This is a genomic window from Streptomyces sp. NPDC096339, from assembly GCF_044762985.1.
Classification (GTDB): Bacteria; Actinomycetota; Actinomycetes; order Streptomycetales; family Streptomycetaceae; genus Streptomyces.
In genome coordinates, this window is the sequence record NZ_JBIWFI010000002.1 from 234,682 (window position 1) to 258,775 (window position 24,094).

General features: G+C 71.0%; 22 protein-coding genes, 1 tRNA gene and 1 pseudogene. 11 read left to right on the plus strand and 13 right to left on the minus strand.

Translation table 11 applies throughout. The annotated features are described in order from the left end of the window. Positions 1-5: 5 nt before the first annotated feature. Positions 6-2,666: a (Fe-S)-binding protein gene (locus tag ACIQ5Y_RS04380; protein ID WP_403874843.1), complete on the plus strand. Its 2,661-nt coding sequence runs from the start codon at positions 6-8 to the stop codon at positions 2,664-2,666. Positions 2,667-2,850: 184 nt separating this feature from the next. Here ACIQ5Y_RS04380 and ACIQ5Y_RS04385 read toward each other — a convergent pair whose 3' ends face one another. Continuing rightward, positions 2,851-3,861: a hypothetical protein gene (locus ACIQ5Y_RS04385; protein WP_403874845.1), complete on the minus strand. Its 1,011-nt coding sequence runs from the start codon at positions 3,859-3,861 to the stop codon at positions 2,851-2,853. Positions 3,862-4,094: 233 nt separating this feature from the next. On the opposite strand from ACIQ5Y_RS04385, the gene ACIQ5Y_RS04390 reads away from it, so the two are divergent. Next, complete coding sequence (locus ACIQ5Y_RS04390) at positions 4,095-5,000, plus strand: Yip1 family protein (RefSeq protein WP_403874847.1); 906 nt, start codon at positions 4,095-4,097, stop codon at positions 4,998-5,000. Positions 5,001-5,083: 83 nt separating this feature from the next. Here the strand turns inward: ACIQ5Y_RS04390 and ACIQ5Y_RS04395 are convergent, their stop codons facing one another. Further along, positions 5,084-5,584, minus strand: a complete 501-nt coding sequence (locus ACIQ5Y_RS04395; RefSeq protein WP_403874849.1) for a phosphoribosyltransferase — start codon at positions 5,582-5,584, stop codon at positions 5,084-5,086. After that, on the minus strand, positions 5,581-6,168 hold the full coding sequence (gene dcd, locus ACIQ5Y_RS04400) for a dCTP deaminase (protein WP_376660035.1): 588 nt from the start codon (positions 6,166-6,168) through the stop codon (positions 5,581-5,583). Before dcd ends, ACIQ5Y_RS04395 begins: the two co-directional genes overlap by 4 nt. A gap of 471 nt (positions 6,169-6,639) precedes the next feature. On the opposite strand from dcd, the gene ACIQ5Y_RS04405 reads away from it, so the two are divergent. Next, a tRNA-Gly gene (locus ACIQ5Y_RS04405) sits at positions 6,640-6,710 on the plus strand. 132 nt (positions 6,711-6,842) lie between these two features. On the opposite strand, the gene ACIQ5Y_RS04410 is transcribed toward ACIQ5Y_RS04405, so the two are convergent. After that, positions 6,843-7,910, minus strand: coding sequence for a calcium-binding protein (locus ACIQ5Y_RS04410; protein WP_403874851.1), 1,068 nt, complete (start codon positions 7,908-7,910; stop codon positions 6,843-6,845). A gap of 668 nt (positions 7,911-8,578) precedes the next feature. On the opposite strand from ACIQ5Y_RS04410, the gene ACIQ5Y_RS04415 reads away from it, so the two are divergent. Both ACIQ5Y_RS04415 and ACIQ5Y_RS04420 read left to right on the plus strand, forming a co-directional pair. After that, on the plus strand, positions 8,579-9,844 hold the full coding sequence (locus tag ACIQ5Y_RS04415) for a Vps62-related protein (protein ID WP_403874853.1): 1,266 nt from the start codon (positions 8,579-8,581) through the stop codon (positions 9,842-9,844). Positions 9,845-9,897: 53 nt separating this feature from the next. Next, positions 9,898-10,036: pseudogene (locus ACIQ5Y_RS04420) on the plus strand (zinc-binding dehydrogenase); the annotation flags it as partial. Between the two features lie 32 nt (positions 10,037-10,068). On the opposite strand, the gene ACIQ5Y_RS04425 reads toward ACIQ5Y_RS04420, so the two are convergent. From ACIQ5Y_RS04425 to ACIQ5Y_RS04435, 3 genes are read right to left on the minus strand one after another with little or no spacing between them, the layout of a single operon-like run. Then, positions 10,069-10,722, minus strand: coding sequence for a response regulator (locus tag ACIQ5Y_RS04425; RefSeq protein ID WP_403874855.1), 654 nt, complete (start codon positions 10,720-10,722; stop codon positions 10,069-10,071). Continuing rightward, on the minus strand, positions 10,719-11,846 hold the full coding sequence (locus ACIQ5Y_RS04430; protein WP_403874857.1) for a sensor histidine kinase: 1,128 nt from the start codon (positions 11,844-11,846) through the stop codon (positions 10,719-10,721). Before ACIQ5Y_RS04430 ends, ACIQ5Y_RS04425 begins: the two co-directional genes overlap by 4 nt. 11 nt (positions 11,847-11,857) lie before the next feature. Continuing rightward, a complete protein-coding gene (locus tag ACIQ5Y_RS04435; RefSeq protein ID WP_403874859.1) occupies positions 11,858-12,754 on the minus strand; it encodes a hypothetical protein in 897 nt (298 codons plus the stop codon). A gap of 158 nt (positions 12,755-12,912) precedes the next feature. On the opposite strand from ACIQ5Y_RS04435, the gene ACIQ5Y_RS04440 reads away from it, so the two are divergent. After that, positions 12,913-14,370, plus strand: a complete 1,458-nt coding sequence (locus ACIQ5Y_RS04440; RefSeq protein ID WP_403874861.1) for a multicopper oxidase family protein — start codon at positions 12,913-12,915, stop codon at positions 14,368-14,370. A 59-nt stretch (positions 14,371-14,429) separates the two neighbouring features. Here ACIQ5Y_RS04440 and ACIQ5Y_RS04445 read toward each other — a convergent pair whose 3' ends face one another. Next, positions 14,430-15,002, minus strand: a complete 573-nt coding sequence (locus tag ACIQ5Y_RS04445; protein ID WP_403874863.1) for a TetR/AcrR family transcriptional regulator — start codon at positions 15,000-15,002, stop codon at positions 14,430-14,432. Between the two features lie 96 nt (positions 15,003-15,098). On the opposite strand from ACIQ5Y_RS04445, the gene ACIQ5Y_RS04450 reads away from it, so the two are divergent. Further along, the gene (locus ACIQ5Y_RS04450) at positions 15,099-16,661 is read left to right on the plus strand and encodes a carboxylesterase/lipase family protein (protein WP_403874864.1); all 1,563 of its coding nucleotides are present in this window, start codon (positions 15,099-15,101) and stop codon (positions 16,659-16,661) included. A gap of 76 nt (positions 16,662-16,737) precedes the next feature. On the opposite strand, the gene ACIQ5Y_RS04455 is transcribed toward ACIQ5Y_RS04450, so the two are convergent. Together ACIQ5Y_RS04455 and ACIQ5Y_RS04460 are read right to left on the minus strand one after the other, a co-directional pair. Beyond that, the gene (locus tag ACIQ5Y_RS04455) at positions 16,738-17,340 is read right to left on the minus strand and encodes a hypothetical protein (protein WP_403874866.1); all 603 of its coding nucleotides are present in this window, start codon (positions 17,338-17,340) and stop codon (positions 16,738-16,740) included. Then, positions 17,337-17,747: a DUF6545 domain-containing protein gene (locus ACIQ5Y_RS04460; RefSeq protein ID WP_403874868.1), complete on the minus strand. Its 411-nt coding sequence runs from the start codon at positions 17,745-17,747 to the stop codon at positions 17,337-17,339. Before ACIQ5Y_RS04460 ends, ACIQ5Y_RS04455 begins: the two co-directional genes overlap by 4 nt. 157 nt (positions 17,748-17,904) lie before the next feature. On the opposite strand from ACIQ5Y_RS04460, the gene ACIQ5Y_RS04465 reads away from it, so the two are divergent. Both ACIQ5Y_RS04465 and ACIQ5Y_RS04470 read left to right on the plus strand, forming a co-directional pair. After that, entirely contained in the window at positions 17,905-18,108 is a 204-nt protein-coding gene (locus tag ACIQ5Y_RS04465) for a hypothetical protein (RefSeq protein WP_403874870.1), read from the plus strand. Positions 18,109-18,361: 253 nt separating this feature from the next. Next, complete coding sequence (locus ACIQ5Y_RS04470) at positions 18,362-19,780, plus strand: DUF2252 domain-containing protein (RefSeq protein ID WP_403874872.1); 1,419 nt, start codon at positions 18,362-18,364, stop codon at positions 19,778-19,780. A gap of 135 nt (positions 19,781-19,915) precedes the next feature. Here ACIQ5Y_RS04470 and ACIQ5Y_RS04475 read toward each other — a convergent pair whose 3' ends face one another. After that, positions 19,916-20,473, minus strand: coding sequence for a hypothetical protein (locus ACIQ5Y_RS04475; protein WP_403874874.1), 558 nt, complete (start codon positions 20,471-20,473; stop codon positions 19,916-19,918). 141 nt (positions 20,474-20,614) lie between these two features. Further along, complete coding sequence (locus ACIQ5Y_RS04480; RefSeq protein WP_403874876.1) at positions 20,615-21,247, minus strand: TetR/AcrR family transcriptional regulator; 633 nt, start codon at positions 21,245-21,247, stop codon at positions 20,615-20,617. A gap of 133 nt (positions 21,248-21,380) precedes the next feature. Here ACIQ5Y_RS04480 and ACIQ5Y_RS04485 point away from each other — a divergent pair, with 133 nt between their 5' ends. Further along, entirely contained in the window at positions 21,381-22,322 is a 942-nt protein-coding gene (locus tag ACIQ5Y_RS04485; protein WP_403874877.1) for an alpha/beta fold hydrolase, read from the plus strand. A gap of 18 nt (positions 22,323-22,340) precedes the next feature. Here the strand turns inward: ACIQ5Y_RS04485 and ACIQ5Y_RS04490 are convergent, their stop codons facing one another. Then, the gene (locus tag ACIQ5Y_RS04490; protein WP_403874879.1) at positions 22,341-23,294 is read right to left on the minus strand and encodes a LysR family transcriptional regulator; all 954 of its coding nucleotides are present in this window, start codon (positions 23,292-23,294) and stop codon (positions 22,341-22,343) included. A gap of 71 nt (positions 23,295-23,365) precedes the next feature. On the opposite strand from ACIQ5Y_RS04490, the gene ACIQ5Y_RS04495 reads away from it, so the two are divergent. Next, the gene (locus ACIQ5Y_RS04495; protein ID WP_403874881.1) at positions 23,366-24,010 is read left to right on the plus strand and encodes a maleylpyruvate isomerase family mycothiol-dependent enzyme; all 645 of its coding nucleotides are present in this window, start codon (positions 23,366-23,368) and stop codon (positions 24,008-24,010) included. Positions 24,011-24,094: the final 84 nt, after the last annotated feature.

The window sequence follows — 24,094 nt, forward strand, 5'->3', positions numbered from 1 at the left end:
CGCCCATGCAACTCGCCGCGATCATCGTGTCGCTGGTCATCACGGTGGTAGCCGTCGCGCTGTTCGGCCGTGCCATCGCGCAGATCTACCGCTTCGTGCGCCTCGGCCAGCCAGTGCCCGCGGGCACGCGCACCGGCGACCCCACGCAGCGCACCATCACCCTGGCCAAGGAATTCCTCGGCCACACCCGCATGAACCGCTGGGGCATCGTCGGCTTCGCCCACTGGTTCGTGGCGGTGGGCTTCTTCTCCCTGCTGCTGACGATCGTCAACGCCTTCGGCCAGCTCTTCCAGGCCGACTGGCTGATCCCGATCATCGGCGACTGGCTGCCGTACGAGATCTTCACCGAGTTCCTCGGCCTGATGACCGTGCTCGGCATCGTCACCCTGATCGTGATCCGGCAGCTGAGCCGACCGAGCAAGGCGGGCCGCAAGTCCCGCTTCGCCGGGTCCAAGACCGGCCAGGCGTACTTCGTCGAGGCCGTCATCCTGATCGTCGGCGTCTGCATCATGACGCTGCGCGCGCTGGAAGGCGTCCAGCACCACGTCGACGGCTGGGAGCCGGGCTTCTTCGCCTCGTACCCGCTGATCGCCGCCTTCGACGGGCTGAGCCTGAGCACGATCCAGCACCTCACCTACTTCTTCGCCGCCCTCAAGATCGTCACGTCCTTCACCTGGATGATCACGGTCTCGCTGAACACCAACATGGGTGTCGCCTGGCACCGCTTCCTCGGCTTCCCGAACATCTGGTTCAAGCGCAACGCGGACGGTGCGAGCGCGCTCGGCGCGCTCCAGCCGATGACCAGCGGCGGCAAGGAGATCGACTTCGAGGAGCCGGGCGAGGACGACGTCTTCGGCGTCTCCCAGGTCGAGCAGTTCTCCTGGAAGGGCATCCTCGACTTCTCCACGTGCACCGAGTGCGGCCGCTGCCAGTCGCAGTGCCCCGCCTGGAACACCGGCAAGCCCCTCTCCCCCAAGCTCCTGATCATGTCGCTGCGCGACCACGCGCACGCCAAGGCCCCGTACCTGCTGGCCGGCGGCGGCAAGACGATGGAGGGCGACGAGAAGGCGACGGCGGAGCAGCTGAAGGACGTCCCGGCGGCGGCGCTGGCCGAGGCCGAGCGCCCGCTGATCGGCACCGCCGAGGAGAACGGCGTCATCGACCCGGACGTGCTGTGGTCCTGCACCACCTGCGGTGCGTGCGTGGAGCAGTGCCCGGTCGACATCGAGCACATCGACCACATCGTCGACATGCGCCGCTACCAGGTGATGATCGAGAGCGCGTTCCCGTCGGAGGCGGGCACGATGCTCAAGAACCTGGAGAAGAAGGGCAACCCCTGGGGCCTGGCCAAGAAGCAGCGCGTCGAGTGGACCAAGGAGGTGGACTTCGAGGTCCCGATCATCGGCAAGGACGCGGAGGACCTCTCCGAGTTCGACTACCTGTACTGGGTCGGCTGCGCGGGCGCGCTGGAGGACCGGGCCAAGAAGACCACGAAGGCCTTCGCGGAGCTCCTGAACATCGCGGGCGTCAAGTTCGCGATCATGGGCGGCGACGAGAAGTGCACCGGTGACTCGCCGCGCCGCCTGGGCAACGAGCCGCTGTTCCAGCAGCTGGGCCAGGAGAACGTGGCCATGCTGAACATGGCGTTCGGCGAGGACGACGACGACCCGGCCACGAAGAAGCCGAAGTCGGCGAAGCGGATCGTCTCGACCTGCCCGCACTGCTTCAACACCATCGCGAACGAGTACCCGCAGCTGGGCGGCGAGTACGAGGTCATCCACCACACGCAGCTGCTCCAGCACCTGATCGACGAGGGCCGCCTCACGCCGGTGACGCCGGTCGACGGGTTGATCACGTACCACGACCCGTGCTACCTGGGCCGCCACAACAAGGTCTACACGCCGCCGCGCGAGATCATGTCGGCCGTACCGGGCCTGCGGCAGCAGGAGATGCACCGCCACAAGGAGCGGGGCTTCTGCTGTGGCGCCGGTGGTGCGCGGATGTGGATGGAGGAGCGGATCGGCAAGCGCATCAACAACGAGCGCGTGGACGAGGCCCTGTCCCTGAACCCGGACATCGTCTCGACCGCCTGCCCGTTCTGCCTCGTCATGCTGACCGACTCGGTGAACGGCAAGAAGAACGAGGGCCAGGCCAAGGAGTCCGTCCAGGTGGTGGACGTGGCCCAGCTCCTCCTGGAGTCGGTGAAGACCCCGGGCCCGACGGAGGCCGAACTGGCCGAAGCCGCCGCCGAGGCCGCTGCCGCGGAGGCGGCGGAGATCGCTGCGGCCGAGGCCGCTGCCGCGGAGGCGGCTGCCCAGGCCAAGGCCGAGGCGGAGGCAAAGGCCAAGGTGGAGGCCGAAGCGAAGGCGAAGGCCGAAGCGGAAGCCAAGGCCGAAGCCGAGACCAAGGCGGACGCGGAGCCGGAATCCGAGGCCAAGGCCGAGGCGGATGCCGCGGCTGCGGCTCCCGCCGAGGCCGAGGCCGAGGCCCCCGCAGCCGAGGCGGAAGCCGCCGCCGAGGCCCCCGAGGCTGAAGCCGAGCCGGAGGCAAAGCCCGAGGGCGAAGCCGAGCCGGAGGCGAAGGCCAAGGCCGAGACCGAGCCGGCAGCGGCGGACGCCGCGACCGAAGCGAAGCCCGAGGCGGTCCAGGCCGAGGACACCAAGTAGGCCCTGGGCTCAACCGCACAACACCGGAACGGCCGGTCCCCCACCCGGGGGACCGGCCGTTCCGGTGTGTCCGGCCCCCCGCAAAACGGCCCGGCTCGGTCCGGCGGGGGGCGGCCCAGCCCCGCAATGGAGCTCCCCGCGAGGGGTCCGGGGTCCGGCTCGGCCTGGCGCGCGGGGCCGGGGGTCAGGTGCGGTTGCGGCGGAGCATCGCGAAGCCCAGGCCCGCCGCGCCGACAGCGGCCATGCCGCCGCCCGCGGCAACCAGCAGCGGGGTGTCGGATTCCGCCGTGGCGACCCCTTCCGCACCGGCCTTCACTCCGCCCTTCGGGACGATCCTCTCGACGGCCGGCTTGGCGACGTCCGGCTTGGCTACGTCCTTCGTGGCGTACTTCTTCGTGTCCCGCTTCGCGTCACGCTTCGTGTCCACCGTGTACTTCTCGATCAGCTTGCCGTTGAAGTCGTACACCCAGCTGTTCCCGCCGCCCCTGCCGTCGATGACGACGAACTTCACGCGCTTGCCGTCCTGGACGAGCTTGTACGTCCAGCCGTCGTTCTGCGCGCTCGGGTGCTTCAGGTCGATCGTGCCGAGGGCGTTCCCGTTCGGCATGGAGATGTCGACGCGCTTGCCGTTCGAGCCGTCGACGAGCTTCGCGATCCGCCCGTCGGGCATGGTCAGCCGGACCGAGCTCTCCTTCCTGACCTCCGGCTTCTTCCCCGGCTTCGGCTTCTCGGCTCCCTCCACCCACGAGGTCACGGTGCCGTTCGGGTGGAGCACCACGTGCAGGCCGTTGCTCTGGCCGTACGTCGCGGCCCCGTCCTTGCCGACCAGCGTGTCCAGCTTCGTGCCGCCGGAGAAGATGTCCGCCTCGAAGTGGCTGTCGGAGATCTTGTAGATCTTGGCGATCGAGCCGTCCGCCAACTTCACGGTGGTGACGTAGGCCCGCACGCTCGGCCGCGGCTTCTCGGAAGGCTTCTCGGAAGGCTTCACCGGCGGCTGCACGGACGGCTTCACGGACGGGTCCACCGGCGGCTCGACCGGCGGTTCCACCGACGGCTGCTCGATCCCCGGCAGGACCTGCGGCTCCGGGACCGCCGGGGAGTCCGCGAAGGCGGATCCCACCGGGAGGGCCATGACGGCGGCCGCGCCGGTGACGACGGCGGCGGTACGGAGGGCGGTACGTCGGGTGCTGCGCATGGCGGGCGGCTCTTCTCGTTGGTTCGTGCGTTCGTTCAGCGACACTCACGAAGCTACGGACCCGATATGTGCGTATTCCATCGGGAATGTAACGAAGGGCCCCAGAACGCGACGCAAACACGTAAACCGGACAGCTAGGGGTTCCCCTAAGGGATGTCACAGCTCAGCCGCAATGGGTGCGTCTTTCCGCCGCCCGGTCACCGGGCCCCGCAGGACCAGGTACGTTCGATCACGTGGCTGGATTCAGGATCGGACGCGGCCGGGACAACAACCGCCCGCCCCAACAACCCCCGCAGCAGCAGCCGTACGGTCAGCAGCAACCGCAGCCGCCGTACGGCCAGCAGCCCTACCCTCCCGCCGGCTCCGCGCCCCCGCAGCAGCAGTGGCCGCAGCCGGGCGGTGGCGGCGGGCACGGCGAGCCCGAGTACTTCGACCCGTACGGTCAGCAGCAACAGCAGCAGCCGTACGGCCACGGAGCGCCCGGACCGGGATACACGAACGACAACCCGGGGCACACCCAGGTCTTCGCCTTCGGCGAGGACCCGTACAGCCAGGGCGCGACCTACCAGGCCGGTGCGGCGGCGGCTCCGGCCGGGCCGAGGCTGCCCTGGAAGGAACTGCTCCGCGGCATCGTGACCCGGCCCGGGCAGACCTTCCTCCAGATGCGCGACCACGCCGTCTGGGGCCCGGCGCTGACCGTGACCTTCCTCTACGGGCTCCTCGCGGTCTTCGGCTTCGACGACGCCCGCAAGGACGTGATCAAGTCGACGCTGTCGCAGGCCGTCCCGATCGTCCTCTTCGCCGGCGTCGCCTTCGTCATCTGCGGCCTGCTCCTGGGAGCGGTCACGCACACGCTGGCCCGCCAGATGGGCGGCGACGGGTCCTGGCAGCCGACCGTGGGCCTGTCGATGCTGGTCATGTCGCTGACCGACGCCCCGCGCCTGCTCTTCGCGGTGTTCCTGGGCGGGGACAACGGCCTGGTCCAGGTCCTGGGCTGGGCCACCTGGGTGGCGGCCGGCGCGCTCTTCACGTCGCTGATCAGCAAGTCGCACGACCTGCCGTGGCCCAAGGCACTGGGCGCGTCCGCGATCCAGCTGATCGCCCTGCTGTCGATCATCAAGCTGGGCCTGGGCACGTAGCGGCCGCATCCCTCCCGACACGAAAAGGGCCCGCCGCGCGATCCTCCGCACGGCGGGCCCTCCTGTCGGCCCGTGGACCGGGACTAGGCGTCGAGCACCTGTCCCTCGCGCTTCACGACGGGCGGCAGGACCGACCACGGGAACTCGATCCAGGCGTCCGTGCGCTTCCAGGCGTACTCGCACTTCACCAGGGAGTGCGACTTCTCGTAGATGACGGCGGAGCGCACCTCGGCGACGTGGCCGAGGCAGAAGTCGTGGACCAGCTTCAGCGTCTTGCCGGTGTCGGCGACGTCGTCGGCGATCAGCACCTTCTTGTTCGTGAAGTCGATCGCCTCGGGCACGGGGGCCAGCATGACCGGCATCTCCAGCGTGGTCCCGACGCCCGTGTAGAACTCGACGTTCACCAGGTGGATGTTCTTGCAGTCGAGCGCGTACGCCAGCCCGCCCGCGACGAACACCCCGCCCCGGGCGATGCTCAGGATGATGTCGGGCTCGTAGCCGTCCGCGGCGATGGTCTGCGCCAGCTCGCGAATGGCGTTCCCGAAGCCCTCGTAGGAGAGGTTCTCGCGTTCGACGTCACTCATGCCTCGTGCCTCACCTGGGTGCGGTGGAAGTTCTGGAAGGAGCGCGAGGCGGTCGGCCCGCGCTGCCCCTGGTACCGGGACCCGTAGCGGTCGCTGCCGTACGGGAACTCCGCGGGCGAGCTGAGGCGGAACATGCACAGCTGCCCGATCTTCATGCCCGGCCAGAGCTTGATCGGCAGCGTGGCGAGGTTCGACAGCTCCAGGGTCACGTGACCCGAGAACCCGGGGTCGATGAACCCGGCGGTCGAATGCGTCACCAGGCCGAGGCGGCCGAGGCTGGACTTCCCCTCCAGTCTGGAGGCGATGTCGTCGGGGAGCGAGATGACCTCGTACGTCGAGGCGAGGACGAACTCGCCCGGGTGCAGGATGAAGGCCTCGTCCCCCTCCGGCTCGACCATGCGGGTCAGGTCGGCCTGCTCGATGGCGGGGTCGATGTGGGCGTAGCGGTGGTTCTCGAACACCCGGAAGAACCGGTCGAGGCGCACGTCGATGCTGGAGGGTTGGATCATCGACTCCTCGAACGGGTCGATGCGAACCCGTCCGCTGTCGATCTCGGCCCGGATGTCTTTGTCAGAGAGAAGCACGTCCCGAGGATACGCAGGCGCGCGGGCCACCCCCAATCGAGAGCGGCACCCCGCGCGCCTCCCGCCTCGGCCTGCCTCCTGCTACCGCTTCACGCCACCCACGGGCACGGCCTGCCGCAACCGCGCGCACCGCGGACACCGCAGCAGCCGTCCGGGCCCGATCCGGCCGGCACCGAGGTGCTGCAGCGGGAAGGAGGCGGTACTGAAAACGTGCCCTTCGGCACAACGGACGACGGTGTGCTCCATCGAGTCCCTTTCCCCAACGAGCTGTACTGCGACGAATCGCCACATTAGGGGATGATCGGGACCCAGCTCCAGCCGCCGCTCCGAACCCATACGGTACGCCCCAACTCCCGCACGCACACGCCTCGGTGCACGCCACACACGACAACGACCCCGCGGCGAACACACCGGGGGTCGATCATGGGGTAGAGTGTGCAACGGTAAGGATCCGGGCAACTGGTCCGCCTTGCGGATGTAGTTTAATGGTAGAACATGAGCTTCCCAAGCTTATAGCGCGGGTTCGATTCCCGTCATCCGCTCAGATGTGAAGGCCCAGGTCGGCGACCTGGGCCTTCTTCTTTGTCTGGACTTCTCAGGGCCCGCATGCCGTTCGCGTGCCATAAGTGCCCAGCCGGCGCGTCCGGTTGAGTGCGCCCGTTCTCCGCCGGCCGCTACGGGATGCCGACGACCGTCTCGCAGCGCACGGCGGTGTCGCCGGTGCCGGCTTCGCCGTCACAGTGGTCGATCTGGCGTCCGCCGTCGAGCCAGTCGTTGCCCGGGCCCGCTCGCAGCGCGTCGTCCCCCGCGCCGCCGGCGAGACGGTCCCGGCCGCCCGCCGTGCCGACGGTCCTGCCACCGTCGACGTCGGTGTTGTCTCCGAAGAGCGTGTCGTTCCCGCCACGGCCTTCGATGCGGTCATTGCCGGCGTCGGTGGCATTGTCGGCGGCACTGTCGCCGATGAGGAGTTCGGCTCCCGCTCCACCGATGATCCGGTCGTCGCCCGAACCGCTTGCCGCGGCGCCCGGCGTGAACGTGTTGTGGTCACCGATGGCGAAGTATCCGCCGTCCGCACCGAGGTCCAGGAGGTCGTCTCCGCTCCCGCTCGCGCCGAGCGCAGCATTGCCGTCGCCCCGCAGGTTGTCCATGAGGCCCGGGCCGCCGAGGAGGACGTCGTTGCCCGCGCCCGTCGCGTAGCCGGTGAAAGAGGTACTGTCTCCCGCGATGGCGTCGTCGCCGGGGCCGCCCTCGATGCGGTCACGGCCGCCCCCCGAGGCGTTGCCGTCGAGGGCGAGGCTGTCGCCGGTGGCCGCGTCGTCACCCGGCCCGAGAAGCAGCAGGTCGTCCCCGCCGCCGATGGCGTCGCCGGTATCGGTGCGTACGTCGCCCGCCACGATGTCGCGGTCGTCGCCGCCGTCGATCCGGTCGTTCCCGAGTCCCCCGCTGAGCACGTCCATCCCGGCGAGTCCGCAGATCCGGTCATTGCCGCCCTTGCCGTCGATGGTGTCAGCGCCGGAAGAGCCGATGATGACGTCGTCGCCCGGGGTCCCGTCGATGACACCGGAACCCGTGATCGTCGCCGGTCGGCCGAAGCACGTCGGCTGGCCGGGTCCCGCTGCGGCCAGGGGGACGCTCAGCACGAACAGGGCCGTGGTGACGAAGCCGACGGTGAGCGTCCCCCAGGATGCCGGGTGGTGGGGCCTCTTCCTCGAAGGCTGCGGGGTAACGGGCGGCAAGGGCATGGGAGACCTCCGAGTGTCGACTGGAACGTCGTACGGGCACTGCGGCGCCAAGGCGCTGCGGCGCTGGTGGATCAGAGCCCGCCCCTCCCTCCGGGAAGCCCGGACCTGGCCCCGATTGATCCGCTATGGACCGTATATGCCGATTCAGGCTGGATGGGGTGGCCCGCGCTCCGCGTTCGAGTGACAGATCGACGCTGCCGGCAGCACCGGGCGCGGGCCGGGCCCGCCACTGATCCGGCCGGAACGGAGTCTCCCGGTACGCGGCGGTTGGCATGCGAGTCAGACAGCGTTCCAATTCCGGGCGCGTCCCACCCGGGCGGCGCGACCGGGGCGCGCAGGCCGTGAAACGGTCATCGCATTCCCCACTCACGGCAGGAGCCCTCCCGAAGGAGTGCCGTGTTCGGCAGGAATCGGCAGGCCGGATCACGAAGAAGTGGCCCCTTGCGGGTCTCCCGAGACGGCGAACCGGCCCAGTCGATGCCGCCTTGCCCAACGGCATCCGCGCTCACGCCACCAACCCGATCGGCCCTATGCAGGACAACGGAGACATTGCTAATCGTAGTCATGTCACTACGTTACGTACGCATTCGCGATCGAGGCACAAGTGTCCGCAGCCCGCAGGGGCTCCGTGGCGCGCCGCGCGTCGGAGTGCGGCAAGAGAGGTGGACATGGCTACGAAGACGATGGCGTTCGGCGAACTCGAACTCGCCTTCACGGACAAGTTCGTGTGGTGCTGGGACGACGAGGACACCGGCGGGAAGCACTGGGTCAGCTTCTGGCACCCCGAAGCCCCCAAGGGCTTCCTGCCCCTGGGAACGACGGCCATCCCGGCCTGGGGATCGGCGAATCTGAACCCCACGACCGGGGCCAAGAAGGTCAAGGACCACGTGGTCGCCCTCTGCGTGAAGGAGAGCGGCACGACTCCGAAGGACAAGGCGCCGGCGCTCGCCGCCCCGGTCGCCTACGAGAAGATCTGGACGGACGTCGGCACAGGAGGCAAGTACAAGGGCTCCCTGTGGAGGCCCATCCCGCCCGAGGGCTACGTGGCCATGGGGTGCGTCGTGCCCAAGGACACCTACGAAGAACCGCCGTTGGACGCCGTCATGTGCGTGCGCGCCGACCTGACCGACCACTCCACGGGGACCCTGATCTACAACGACAAGGGCACCGGCGGGAAGCAGGACGTGAGCGTCTGGCACAACAACGTCCCGCCGGCCTACGTCGACAACACGAGCGGCGACACCCGTGCGTTGATGAGCGCCAACACGTTCACCGCCCACGCCGCCTACGGCGAGCCCAAGTCACTGCCGGACATGCGGGTCCTCTGCCTGCCCATGCCCGTGGTGAAGGCACCCTGGCCGCCCGCACCCGAACTGTCCGACAGGTCGCGGCCGGCCGAAAGGACGGCTCCGGTCACCGCCAACGCCCTGTGGATTCCGTTCACCGCCATCACCGACGCCGAGCGGTCGGTTCCCTGGAAGCTTGAGCACTCGCCGTTCTACAAGATCGAGCGGAAGGTGAGCTGGGAGCTGGTCGACCACGTCGACAACAACACCGAATCACCCGCCAAGCTCTCCAGGAGCATCACGACGGGTGTGGAGACGGAGAGCGCGAACAGCTTCCAGATCACCACGGGCGTCCAGGTCAACACGACCGCGGGAGTCAGCAGCGGTATCGCCAGCGCGTCGGTCAGCACCACGTACAGCCTGGAGCTCGGCTTCTCCCATTCGACATCCGTCAAGGAGCTGGAGTCCAAGTCCGTCACCGTGGAGAAGGACGTGCTGCCCAACACGTCCCTGGCGGCCTGGGTCGGCTCCAACAGCCTCCAAGTCGTCCGCGCAGACCACACACTCGTCGGCAAGCCCCTTCAGTTCAGGGGCAAGAGCAGTGTCCGGTACGACCAGTACCCCGACAAGGCTTCGGCCTCGACGTAGCCCTCCTCGCCGGGGCGTGCGACTCAGTGCCGCACGCCCCGGCAGGACGGGCTTTCGTGCACGCGGCGGCAGGCGGTGTGGGGCATCTCGCCGTCCAGATCGCCAAGGCGCGCGGGGCCCACGTGATCGGCACGGCCCGGACGGCCAAGCACGACTTCGTGCGTGAGCTCGGTGCGGACGAACTGATCGACTGCCCGACACTTTTCGGCCGGGGTGCCGGAAGGTCAGGGCGCTCCGAGCAACCCGTGCTGGTAGGCGAGGGCGACCAGGTGGGCTCGGTCGCGGGCGCCCAGTTTGGCCAGGGCCCGGCTGACGTGGGTCTTCGTCGTGGCCGGACTGATCACCAGGTCGCGGGTGATCTCCTCGTTGCTCAGGCCCTGGGCCACGAGCGCCACGACCTCGCGTTCACGGGTGGTGAGTTGGGCGAACACGTCGTGGTTCGGGGTGCGGGCGGGTCTGGTCATACGGGCGATCAGCCGTCGGGTCAGGCCCGGGGCGAGCAGTTCCTCCCCGCCCGCCACGACCCGGATGCCGTGGAGGAGTTGCGCCGGGTCGGTGTTCTTGAGCAGGAACCCGCTCGCGCCCGCGTTCAGGCCCTCGATGGCGTACTCGTCCTCGTCGAAGGTGGTCAGGACGAGGATCCGCACCTCTGAGAGGGCCGGGTCGGCCGTGATCCTGCGGATGCCCTCGATGCCGTCCACGCCCGGCATCTGGACGTCCATGAGGATCACGTCCGGGCGCTCGGTCCGGGCGAGTTCGGCCGCCGCGGCTCCGTCGCCCGCCTCGCCGACCACCGTCATGTCGGGCTCGCTGTCGATCAGGACGCGGAAGCCGCCCCGGACGAGCGCCTGGTCGTCGGCGATGAGCACCTTGATCACGGGATGTCCCTTCCGAGCGGCAACGCGCACCGCACTTCGAATCCGAATCCGTCTTCCACCCGGCCCGCCGTCAGGGTGCCGCCCAGCTTCTCGGCCCGGGCGCGCATGCCTTCGATGCCGTGCCCGCCGACCGTCGTGGGCTCCTCGCCGGGGCGCCCGTCGTCGCGTACGGCGATGTGCAGCTCGTCCCCGTAGGACAGTTCCAGGCGCACGGTCGTGGCTCCGCGCGCGTGGCGTCGTACGTTGGTCAGGGACTCCTGGATGATCCGGTACGCGGCGAGGTCGGCTGCGACCGGCACGGTCCGGTTCTCGCCGCGCACCGACACCTCGGCCTTCACGCCGGCCGTGGCGAGCAGCTTGTCGAGCTTGGCCAGTCCGCCCGTGGCCGTGCGCAGGTCCTGCGCCCGCATCGCGCCGAGCAGCACCTGCACCTCGGCCAGGCCCTCGTCGCTGATCCGCTTGATGGTGCTCAGCGCGTCGGCGGCCTGCTCGGGCCTGCGCTGCATCACGTGCACGGCGACGCCGGCCTGCACGCTGATCGCGGCCATGGTGTGACCGAACACGTCGTGCAGTTCGCGGGCGATCTCCAGCCGTTCCTCGGCGGCCTGGCGGCGGACCTGGTCGGTGCGCGCCTCCGCGAGCCGCTCGGCCCAGTCACGCGCCCCCGCCGCGAACGCCCTGTGCGAGTGCACGGCCGCGCCGAGGGCGGTGGCGACGGCCACCAGGGGCAGGGCGTTGAACACCTGGTCGCCGAGCCACTCTCCGCTCATCGTGAACCGTACGGTGACGACGGTGCAGGCGGCGGTCAGCAGACCGCCGACCGCCCCTGCCTGCCAGCCCCGGCGCGCGGCCAGCGTGTAGCAGCCGATCAGGGGGGCGATGGTGATCAGACGGCCGTGGTAGTCGAGGTGGAACCAGGCGGCCGTCACCGCGTTGACCACGGCCAGGGCCGCGACGGGGAAGCGGAGCCGGTACGCGACGGCCGTGCCCGCAGTCACCGCGAGGGCGAACGCGCCCCAGTCCACCGGGCCGGTCGGCCCTGGCGGTCCCACTCGCAGCAGACCGCCCCCGAGGACCAGGAGCAGCAGTCCGGCGCCCAGTGTCACGTCGGCCGTTCGCGGCACGCCGCCCTCCCCTAGCCCTGGACCGTGATCAGCATGCGCATCCCCCGCGCCGCGAACATACTGCCAGTGCGCAGGTCGCGGACCCAGGTGACGAGTGCGTACTCACCGGGCGGAAGGTCGGTCGTGAGCACCGCCGACCGGCCCGGCGACAGCGGCACCACACCCGTCGGCCCGCCGGTGAACGGCGATCCGGAAGGCCGGCGCCCCGCGTCGACGTCGGCGAAGAAGGCGTCGAGGTCCGCGAGGGTGGTTCCGGGGCGTACGGGCATCAGCATGGCCTCGTTGTGCTGCCGCGACCGGTTGACCACCTGGACGGGCCCGCTCAGCACGTCGGGAGCCTCGAAGGCCCCGTCCCGCAGGGTGATGCGCGCGGCGGGGCGGATGTCGGCCGTGTCCGTCCGCGGGTGCCCGGCCAGGGCCCGTACCGGCCGCACCCGGTCCGCGAGGTCCGGCAGGCCCACGTCCCGGAAGTCGATGAGGTGGTACTCGCCGGGGGTGAGCTTCATGGTGACCGCGGCCGGGGCGTGGGCGACGGCCGCGCCGCCGAGCATCTCCGCGTCCCTTGCCACCGCTTTGCCGCCCTCGACGGGGTCGTCGCCCATGGCGCGTTCCAGATCTTCGAGGTACCGCTCCAACGGCACGCCCGGGCGGAGCCGTACGAGCCCGATCCACGCACCCCGTGGATCGGTGGACCGGACCCGGAGGGTGACCGGACCGGCCCGCAGGACGGACGGGGCGGTGAATCCGTCGGGCGTGACGGGGATGTCCACCTCCTGCGGGGCGGCGGAGGAAGCAGCCGCGGCCGGCACCTGCGAGGTCGCGGACGCCTGCGCCCCGGGGGCGAACGACAGCATCAGGGAGCCGGCGAGCGAGCCGGCGAGGACGGTGGAAACCAGGGTTCGCTTCATGTCGGCAACCCTGCCGTCCGGGCTCCCGTCATCGCGTCGGCCGGGCGGCGACAGCCGCGGCGTACCGCCGGAGTATGACGCTACCGCCCCGGTCGTAAGCGGATGTTGCCGCCCAGAGCCGACGCGACGCGGCGGCACCCGGCGGCACGCTCGGGGCCATGAGACGACGCGGCTTCCTCGCACTGACCGGACTGGTGGGACTCGCCCTGGCCGGGTGCGCCGGCTCGCAGGGCAACGCGAACACCCTGGCCTTTCGCAACCCGTTGCGCATACCGCCCCTGCTGGACCCGGAGCCCGGCCCGGACGGGGTGAAGCGGTACCCGCTGCGGCTGGTCGAGGGCCGCACCGAACTGCGGCCCGGCAAGCCCGCCAGGACCTGGGGCATCAACGGCGGCCACCTCGGCCCGACTCTGCGCGCCCGGCGCGGCGACCGCCTCGCGATGACGGTGACGAACACGCTCGGCGAGGCGAGCACGCTGCACTGGCACGGCATGCGGCTGCCCGCGGTGATGGACGGCGGCCCGCACCAGATGATCGAGCCGGGCGCCGTGTGGAGCCCGGAATGGACCGTCGACCAGCCCGCCGCGACCACCTGGTACCACCCGCATCCGCACGGCCGGACCGGGCTCCACGTCTACCGGGGCCTCGCAGGGATGTTCATCCTGGACGACGAGAAGGGCGGGGACGGCACCGGGCTGCCGAGCGCGTACGGCGAGGACGACATCCCGTTGATCCTCCAGGACCGGAAGTTCGAGCGGAACGGCGAGCTGGACGAGGGCTTCGGCGGCACGTTCGGCCCGCTCGGCGACGACATCCTGATCAACGGAACGTACGACCCGCACTTCCGGGTGACCACGACCCGAGTGCGCTTCCGGGTGCTCAACGGCTCCAGTGCGCGCGTCTACACCATCGGGTTCTCGGATGAGAGGGAGTTCCACGTCGTCGCGAACGACGCCGGGCTGCTGGAGCGTCCGGTGGCCGTGCGCCGGTTCCGGATCAGCCCCGGTGAACGGTTCGAGATCGTCGCCGCGTTCGAGGCGGGCGAGGAGGTCCTCCTGAAGAGCCACGGCGGGGACACGGGCGCGGACGTCGAGGAGGGCGATTACGACCTGCTGAAGCTGGCCGCCGCCCCGCAGCTGCGGCCGTCGGCCCCGCTGCCCGCGCGGCTCACCCCGCTCGCCCCGCCGGACCGGGGGACACGGACTCGTACGTTCAGGCTGGGCGGCTCGAACATCAACGGCCGGGACATGGACATGGCCCGCATAGACGAGGTCGTACCGGCGGGCGCCCGCGAGACGTGGGAGGTGGACAACGTCACCTTCTCCCACAACTTCCACATCCACGACGCCGTCTTCCGCGTCCTCGACATCGACGGCGAGCGTCCGCCGGAGCACCTGCGCGGCCCGAAGGACACGGTCTACGTGCCCGGCAGGACGAAGGTCCGGCTGGCCGTCGAGTTCGGCCGCCACACCGACCCGGGCACCCCGTACATGTACCACTGCCACATCCTCAGGCACGAGGACAAAGGCATGATGGGCCAGTTCGTGATCGTCCCCCCGGGTTCCGAGGACACCACCCCGCGCCGCCTGCCCGTGGCCGGCCATGGCCATCACTGATCGCGCCGCGGAGCGCCGCCCGCACCCCGTGCCACGACCTCCGTGCTCCCCGCGCCGGATCAGCTCGCGATCTTCGCCAGGGCCCGGATGCCTTCGAGTACCTCGGCGGCCGTGGGGGCACTGCCGGGATCGCTGAGGCACTGGAGCATCACACCCGACACGAGCGCGAGTTGCACGGTGCCGAGGGTGCGGACAGAGGGCTCCGGCACTTTGTCTTCCGGGACGCCGTCCAGGATGGCCGCCATGCCGCGCCGCCCCTGGGAGATGCCTCCGGCCAGCGCGGGGCGCAGCTCCGGCTGACGCTGGGCCTGCATGAACAGCTCCACCGAGGCGAGCCACAGGTCGGGGTGCGCACCGAATTCCTCGATCAGGCTCTCCCAGACGCGCTCGAAATGCGCACGGGCGGAGCCGTCGGCGTCGGGGACCAGCGCCCGGCCCATCGCGTCGCCCCACTCGTCGAGGATCTCGAACAGGGCCTGGTTGAGCAGCGCTTCCCGTGAGCCGTAGTGGTAGCCGACGGCAGCCGTGCTCACTCCGGCGGCCGAGGCGATGTCACGCACGGACGTTCGGTCGTAGCCCTTTTGCCGCAGGCAGGCCTTGGCGCCGACGAGCAGGGCTTCGCGGTTTCCCATACCCGGAGCCTAACGGCCGTGTGGCACGAACGTCTCATACGATCGAGTTATACATTTGTCTTGCACGATCGTTTGAATCGCCGTAGCGTGCGGGGCATGAGACGCACCAAGAACGTTTCCAAGGGGTTCACCACCACCGCTCTGACGCTGGCCACGTTGGGCGTCGCCCTCGGCATCGGGCCGGCCGGCCCGGCAGCGGCAGCCGAGGGCAGGCCGGTGGTCGCCACCACCGGCGGCACCGTGCGCGGCACCACCGACAGCAACGGCCTGCGCGCCTTCCAGGGCATCCCGTACGCCGCCCCGCCGGTGGGCGACCTTCGCTGGGCCTCGCCGCGGCCCGCCGCGCCCTGGACCGGGGTGCGGGAGGCGACCGCGCCGGGGTCCGCCTGCGCACAGCCGGCCGGGCTCCCCATCGGGGTCCCGAGCGAGGCCGAGGACTGCCTCTATCTGAACGTCACCACCCCCGCGAAGCAGAACGGCAAGCGGCCGGTGATCGTGTGGATCCACGGCGGCAGCCTGATGTTCGGCAGCGGCGACCTCTACGGCCCCGAGCGGCTTGCCGCCGAGGGCGCCGTCGTCGTGTCGGTCAACTACCGGCTCGGCGTCATGGGTTTCCTGTCCCACCCGGCGTTGGGGACCTCCGGGGGCCTCGGCCTGGAGGACCAGCAGGCCGCGCTGCGCTGGGTCCGCGCCAACGCCGGTGCCTTCGGCGGCGATCCCGGCAACGTCACGATCATGGGGCAGTCGGGCGGCGGCTACAGCGTCTGCGGCCACCTCGCCTCGCCGAAGTCGGCCGGACTGTTCCACCGCGCCATCGTGCAGAGCGCGCCCTGTGCCACGGGCGGCTCCCGCACCCGGCAGGAGGCCGAGGTCGAGGCCGAGACGACCGTCAAGAACCTTGGGGTGCTGGGGGTTTGCGACGGCCACCAGGACGCGGAGTCCTGCCTGCGCCACGCGGACCCGGCCGCGCTCCTGAAGGCGTACGGGACCGAGAACGAGCCCCGCCCGATCGCCGGCACGGACCTGATGCCGCTGGCCCCCGCCGAAGCCCTGCGCACCGGGAAGTTCAACCGGGTCCCGGTCCTCGTCGGGGTCAACCACGACGAGGAGCGCGGCCGGATCCTCGGCGAGGAGCTGAGGGACGGACCCATACGGCCCGAGGCATACGAGGCCGAGGTACGAGAGAAGTTCCCCACCGAGGCCGACGCCGTGCTGGCACGCTACCCGCTGAATCGCTTCGGTTCGGCCGGCGAGGCCCTGGCGGCGGCCCTGACCGACCGCGACTGGTCGGTGCCGACGCTGGACACCGCCCGGCTGCTGGCACGGTGGACACCGACCCGGATGTACGAGTTCAGCGAGCGCGAAACGTTCACTTGGGCAGGCAACCCGGAGCTCGGCTTCGAACCCCGCGCCTCGCACATGTCGGAGCTGCCCTACCTCTTCGACTTGAAGCTGCCCCTGTACGAGAAGATGACGGAGGAGCAGCGACACCTCGGGAAGCGGATGACGGACACCTGGGTGGACTTCGCCGAGTCCGGGAAGACGAACTGGCCGGGCTTCCGCGACGGAGGCTACGTGCAGTCGCTGGCCTCGGGGCCCTGGAGCCGCGCGGAGTTCGCCAAGGACCACGACTACGCGTTCTGGAAGAACCTCCGCTGACGCCAAGCCCGGGCCCGTGGCGCGGGTTCGATTCCCGTCATCCGCTCTCGTACGGAGGACCGGGTCGGCGCCGGGCTCAGACGAAGAGGAACGCGGCCGTGGTGGCCGCGCCGAAGGCGGAGCCGACGATCGTCTGGGCCACCGTGTGGTACGCCAGCGCGACCCGGGACCAGCACACGGCGGCCGCGAGCGAGTAGGCGAGCAGCCACCACGGCGAGTGCACCACGGCCAGCAGGGCCACCACCGCCGAGGCCACGGCGGAGTCCACCGAGATCTTCCAGACGGTGTTCACGAGGAGCAGCCCGATGGTCATCACCCACAGGCCGAGCATCGCGACCAGGATGGGCTTGGGGGCCCCGCCGAGGACCATGACCACGGAGCCGGTGCCCAGGGAGCCGAGGATGACGAAGAAGATGGGCGCGCGCTGGGTGCGGTCGACCACGTGGCGGTCGCCCCAGGTGCCCCGTTTGCGCTCCCACTCGATGTAGCCGGCCGGGACCAGTCCGGCGCACAGGGCGCCGAGCAGGCCCCAGGGCAGGCCGGTCCAGTCGCCGGCCGCGGCCAGACCGATCCCGAGCATGCCCGCGAGCAGGACGTTGCGGGGTTGCAGCACGTCCGTGACGGTGCGGGCCACCGTGGTCGTGGTGGTGGAGCCGGGGTTGGTGTTCGGGGCGGTCACGCGCTGTGCTCCAGGGAGGATCGCAGAACGGCGCGGGTCCGCTGCTCCGGGATGGACTTGTAGGCGGCGGCCACCCGGACCAGCCAGGCGATTTCGCCGTCCTGGTCGGTGGCGTGCTTGGTCTCGAAGGCGGCGGCCTTCCCCGCGGGGGCGCCCTCGGCCTTGGCCACCACGGCCGCCTGGATCCAGTGGGCGTTGGTGAGCGAGCCGGTCTTCGCGAGGTCGGTGCCCTCGCCCGCGGCGGCCTCCTTGGCTGCGGTCGGCAGGCTGTCGGGCCCGTGGTGGCGCAGCTTCTCGACCGCGTCCGCGATGTCGGCCGCCCAGCGGTCGGCCCTTCGTGACGGGGATGCGCGAAGGGCTGTGCCCGTGCAGTATGCCGGCCGGCCGGAGGTGCCTGCACGGTGCACCCATGACGCTCCGCTCCGCTCTCGGCGGCGGAGTCCGGGCCCGGTGGTTTCACCCGGGTGCTCCGGTTCGCGGGCGACGTGGTGCAGAGCGTCACGGCGCGTGTCAGCGTGTTGCGGGGGGAAATCCGTACCCCACCCATCACGAGGAGTCGCCATCATGGGCGGTAAGCACGACAAGCGTCAGCAGCCGGGCAGGAGCCGCGAGGCGCAGGGGCATCAGCGCCCCGGGGACCCCGCGCGCCCGCAGCCGGGCCGGCAGTCCCGCGAGCAGGGTCAGAAGGAACAGGGGCAGAAGGAGCCCTCGCGCGGCCGTGAGGACGACCTGCTGCGCGAAGAGGACCTGCACGGCGAGTCGTTCTGACCGTCCGCACCGCACGACGGAGCCCGGCCGGGGCGACCGCGCACCGGCCGGGCTCCGGCGTGCCGCGTCACGTCGGTGCGACGGGCGGCCGCCCGGGTCGCTGGGAGCGGCACCCGCGGATACGTTGGGAAGGGGCCGGCGGATGCGCGGGGAAGGGAGCCGTACCAGGGCATCAGGCGGGCGCGCGCCGCGCGTCGGCGACCGTGTTCGTGGAGCTTCGTGGAGCTTCGTGGAGCGTCTGGGAGGGTCCGCAATGACCGACAACCATCTCTCCGGCGACGAGACGCGGAACCTCACCCCGCAGGAGCGGGCCGCCCGCGGCAAGGCCGCCCGCGCGGACGCTCCCCGTTCCGGCCATGCCGCGTACGAGCCCTCGCCGAACCGCGCGGATCCGGTGGACATCATCGAGAAGCAGTCCGCGAGGCGGGTGCCGGAGCTGGTGCCGATCCGCTACGGCAGGATGAGCGAGTCGCCGTTCCGCTTCTACCGCGGGGCCGCCGCGATCATGGCCGCGGACCTCGCGGACACACCGCGCAGCGGGTTCAGGGTCCAGTGCTGCGGCGACGCGCACATGCTGAACTTCCGGCTGCTGGCCTCGCCCGAACGCCGCCTGATGTTCGACATCAACGACTTCGACGAGACGCTGCCCGGACCGTGGGAATGGGACGTCAAGCGGCTGTCGGCCAGCTTCGTCATCGCGGGCCGGGCGAACGGCTTCAGCACCGGGGAGCGGGCCACGGTGGTCCGGGCGGCCGTGGCGTCCTACCGCGAGCGCATGCGGAGCTTCGCCGGGATGGGCAACCTGGAGGTCTGGTACACCAGCGACTCCGCTGAAGCGCTCACGGAGCGGTGGGGTCCGATCGTGGGCGCGGGACAGCTCGAACGCTGGAGCCGTGTCCAGAAGCGGGCGTACGCGCACGACACGTTGCAGGTCTTCGACAAGCTCACGCGGGTGGTCGACGGAAGGCGGCTGATCACTCCCGACCCGCCGCTGCTCACGCGGCTCGACGATCTGCTGGAGCCCTCCGAACGCGGTCCGACGGAGAAGGAGATCAGCCGGTTGATCGAGCACTACGGCAAGACCCTGCAGACGGACCGCAGGTTCCTGCTGAAGGGCTACCGGATCGGCGACATCGCCCGCAAGGTCGTCGGCGTGGGCAGTGTGGGAACCCGCTGCTGGGTCATCCTGCTGCTCGGCAAGGACGACGAGGACCCGCTGCTGCTCCAGGCCAAGGAGGCGGACCAGTCCGTCCTGGCGCCCTACGCGGGCGCCAGTGCCTTCCGCACCCAGGGCGAGCGCGTCGTCGCGGGCCAGCGGCTCATGCAGGCCACCAGCGACATCTTCCTCGGCTGGGAGCGCATCCAGGGCATCGACGGCAAACGGCGGGACTTCTACGTACGCCAGCTGCGGGACTGGAAGGGCATCGCGGTCGCCGAGGAGATGTCACCGAAGCGGATGGCGAACTTCGGCAGGCTGTGCGGCGCCACTCTGGCCCGCGCCCACGCGAGGTCCGGGGACCGGATCGCCATCGCCGCGTACCTGGGCGGCGGCGACGTCTTCGACCGGGCCATGGCGGACTTCGCCGAGCTGTACGCGGACCAGAACGAGAAGGACCACCAGGCGCTCCTCGATGCCGTCAAGGCCGGACGGGTCCGGGCCGAGGCGGCGTGAGCGACCGGGACGGACGGCGCGGCACGAGCGGTTGATCGAGGGGCTGTTGCCGCCGGCGCGCTCGGAACCCCGCGACGGCGGAGGACTGGTCGTCACGGCCGCGCCGCCGCCGGCACAGGGCTGCCGCGGCGTGGGTCAGGTGTTGCTGTTGAGGAAGCCGATGACCACGGCGCCCCACCAGCACGCCTGCGAGACGAGGGCGGTGGCGCCTCCCCAGACCAGCAGCTTGCGCTCGACCGTCTCGCCGGCGGCTTCGAGGCGGCGGGCGAGGAGGCCCGCCTGGAGGCCGTTGACGGTGAGTGCGGCCACCAGGCCGAGCTTCGTCAGGGTCAGAGGGGAGTCGATGTCGGGGCTCAGCATCAGCCCGCTGAGGACGAGCCCGCCGAGGCCGGCCCAGATCGGCACGTGGAGCCGGGCGGTCGCGCCCACCACCTCGGCCAGCGTGCAGCGCCCCGTCGCCCAGAGCAGCCCGTAGTAGTCGGCGGACAGCACGGCGCCGAAGCCGAGCACGAGCGAGGCCAGGTGCGCGAAGAGCGCGGCCGTGTGCATCGCCGCGTCCGCCTGCACGTGCAGCGAACACCACACCCCGGCCGTCAGCACGACCAGCGCGAAGAACGCTCCCGCCGCCACCGTCCACCACGAGTCGAAGAGGCGGATCGGGCGGGCGGTGGGTCTGGCTGCGGTGGACGACATGTGAGCTGACTCCGGTGAGGGCGGACGGACTGACCTCCGACACGCGGAAGCTAGGTAAGGCTTACCTAAAGCGACGCCGTCGTCAATGCGCGCCCACCCCTCAAGACCATGAAACCGGCCACAGCCCGTGACCGGGCCGCCCTACCCGGTGACCGGCGCCACACGCTCCCCGTCCGCCCGGAAGATCCGGTCGAGGTGGTGGTCGAGCACGGCGATGGCGGACTCCGGGCTCCGCTGGCCCACGAGGATGCTGGTGCCCATCGTCGCCGTCATCGCGAGCAGGCTGATCGCCTCCGTGCGCGCGTCGATGCCGGGATCGGCCAGGCCGGACGCCCGGGCCCCTTCGAGCAGACCGGCCACGGCGTCCTCGGCGGCGTCGGGGTTGTCGATGAACGGCTGGGCGGCCAGCGCCTCGTCGGTGACCGACAGGATCGAGTACGAGCTGTAGAGGAGGTGGAAGGTGCGACCCTCCTCGTCGGTCGGGAGGGAGGCCAGCAGCAGCGCCTCGATGGTCGCGCGCGGACCCGGAGCCGGGCCGATCGCGGCGAGGCGGGCGCCGACCCGGGCGGTGAAGCGGTTCGTCAGGTGCTGGAGCCCGTAGAAGAGCAGCTTCTCCTTGGTCTCGAAGTAGTACTGCACGAGCCGCAGCGACACGCCCGCCTCCGCGGCGACGTCCCGCATGCCGACGGCGTGCAGGCCCTGCCGTCCGGCGACCCGGATGAGCGCCTCGGCGATCTGGGCACGCCGTTCCTCGTGATCCACGCGCTTAGGCATGTGCCGGTGTCTCCGCCCGTCGGTGGTGGTGGGTTCGTCAGCGGTCCGGCCCCCGGACCTTTTTCATGGTACCGCCGTATCAACATCGTGGTACGATCGTATCACGAAGAACGGATCTTCCCGGAGGTGCCCCATGCCCGAGAACACGACCCGTAAGCCGCGCCGCGACATCGGCCGCTACGTCAGCGACGAACTGCGCGACCGCTACTTCGCCACCTGCGACGCGCTCTTCGCGATGGGGGCGCCCATACGCTCCGAGACGGACGTCGAGACCAGCTTCGGCACCACGCACGTCTACCGGTACGGACCCACGGACCCTGCGGCCGAGTCCCGGACCCCGATCGTCCTGATCCACGGTTCCGGCGGCTGCTCCGCGCAGTGGTACCCCAACACCCGTGCGCTCAGCGCCGATCGACCCGTCTACGCCCTCGACACCCCCGGCGACCCCGGGCGCAGCGTCCAGCGCGAGCCCATGTGGCAGCCCGAGCGGGCCGCTCAGTGGATGGACGAGGCCCTCGACGCGCTCGGCCTCGACAAGGTCCACCTCGTCGGCTCCTCCTACGGCGGCTGGCTGGTCATCAACCAGGTGCACCTGCGACCCGGCCGCCTCGCCTCGGTCACCGCCCTCGACCCGGGCGGCCTGGAGAAGGTGGGCCTGCGCTTCTTCGTCTGGATCTTCGCGAGCCTCTTCGCCACCTTCGCCCCGAAGGCACTGCGCCCGGCCCTCGCCAAGTGGCTGGAGCAGCCGGTGCTCATCGTCCCGGAGCTGCGCAAGTGGATCCAGGCCGGGGTGCGGGCCTTCCGGATCCGTCGGCCGGCCCCGCTGCCGCTGTCCGACGCCGAACTGGGCTCCATCCGGACGCCGTTCTACCTGATCATGGGCAAGCGCAGCCTGCTGGTGCACCCGAAGCGGCAGTTGGAGCGCGTGCCACGGCTGATCCGGGGCGCCCGCGCCGAGATCATCTCCGCGACCGGTCACGGCCCGCAGATCGACCACCCCGACGTGGTCAACGCCCGGATGCTGTCGTTCATGGAGGACGTCGACTCCCTCGACCCGGCCGCCGCGGCCGCGTAGCCCGCGGCCCGGCCGCCCTCAGGAGCGGCCGGGCGGCGGGAAGTGCCTGCGCAGCAGCTCCAGGAAGACGCCGGCCGCGGGCCCGGAGGGGCCGTCCGTCCGCCAGGCGATGGCGGCCCGGGCGCGCAGCCGGGGCTCGGTGATCTCCAGCGTCCGCACTCCCAGGGCCGCCGCCGTCTCGGCGGGGAGCGCCGGGATCACCGCCACCCCGAGGCCGCGCGCCGCGAGCTGCGCGAGGAACTGCGGAGCGCTCGCCTCGAAGGCGATACGGGGGTCGAACCCCGCCCCCGCGCACGCACGGTCGACCACCGCGCGCACACCCGTGCCGCGCGGCAGGCTGATCAGCGGACGGTCGCGGAGCTCGGCCAGGGCGATGGCCGTACGGTCCGGGGGCGGACGGTCCGGGACCGTACGGTCCGGGGGCCTGAGGGCGGGGTCGGCCGGGGCGACGGCCGCGACGACGGCGATGTCGACGACGACCTGGAGCGAGATCCCGGGTGGGGGCTCCTCGTCCGCGAGCCCGATCACGGCGATGTCGAGTTCCCCCCGGCGCAGAGCGGCGAGCATCCGCTCCGAGGTGTCCTCGGTCAGGGCGATCTCCACCCGAGGGTGCTCCTCGTGGAAGCCGGCCAGGACGGCCGCCACGTCGAAGCCCCGACCCGCGCCGGCCGCACCCGAGACGAGGCCGAGGGCGACGCGGCCGCGCAGCAGTCCGGTGAACTCGTCGGCGGTCTGCCGTGCCGCCTCGACGGCCGCGAGCGCGGCCCGTGCGTACGGCAGTACGGCCTCGCCCACCTCCGTCAGGGTCACCGACCGACCGGAGCGGTCGAGCAGCGGGTGCCCGAGCTCCCGTTCGAGCTGCCGGACCTGGGCGCTCAGTCCGGGCTGCGCCAGATGCAAACGGGCCGCGGCACGCGTGAAGTTGGCTTCCTCGGCGACCGTGACGAAGTACCGCAGCTGCCGGATGTCCATAACGGATCATGCTAGTTGCGAGACACGCAAACTCTTGGACTTGCGGCGGGCCGGCCAACAGCCTTGAAGTCATGGGGAACACGGACACGAACACGGACATCAAGGCCGCGATCGCAGCCGAGCGCCGCGAACTCGCCGCCGTACTGGACTCCTTGCGGGACGAGCAGTGGGACGCCCCGAGCCTGTGCGCGGGGTGGCGGGTCCGGGAGGTCGCGGCGCACATGACGATGGGGTTCCGGTACTCGCTCGCCAGGACGGCACGGGAACTGGTCCGGGCCCGGGGCAGCCTCCACCGGATGACCGACCGGTGCGCCCGCGCGGACGCGGCCGCCCATTCGACACGTGAACTCGCCGCACTGCTCGCGGACAACGCGGACCACCCCTGGCGGCCCCCGGTCGGCGGACTCGCCTCGGCCCTGGGGCACGACGTGGTCCACGGCCTGGACATCACCGTCGCGCTGGGCCTCGGGCGCAGGGTGCCCGCGGACCGCGTGCGGATCCTCCTGGCGGGCGTCGACGCCAGGACGCTCAGGTTCTTCGGAGCCGACCTGAGCGGCATCGAACTCCGCGCCACCGACCTCGACTGGTCCTTCGGCGCGGGAACGCCCGTGTCCGGCGCCGCGCAGGACCTCCTCCTGCTCGCGTTCGGACGCCGGCTCCCGCCGGGACACCTCCACGGCGCACCGGACGGCCGCTTCCTCGCCGCGGGGGCGTGAGGGTGCCCCCGACGTGTGCCCGCGACCTCTTCCGGCCCTTCCGACTCTTCCGACAGGGGGTGACGGGCTCTGCCTTTGGGCAGA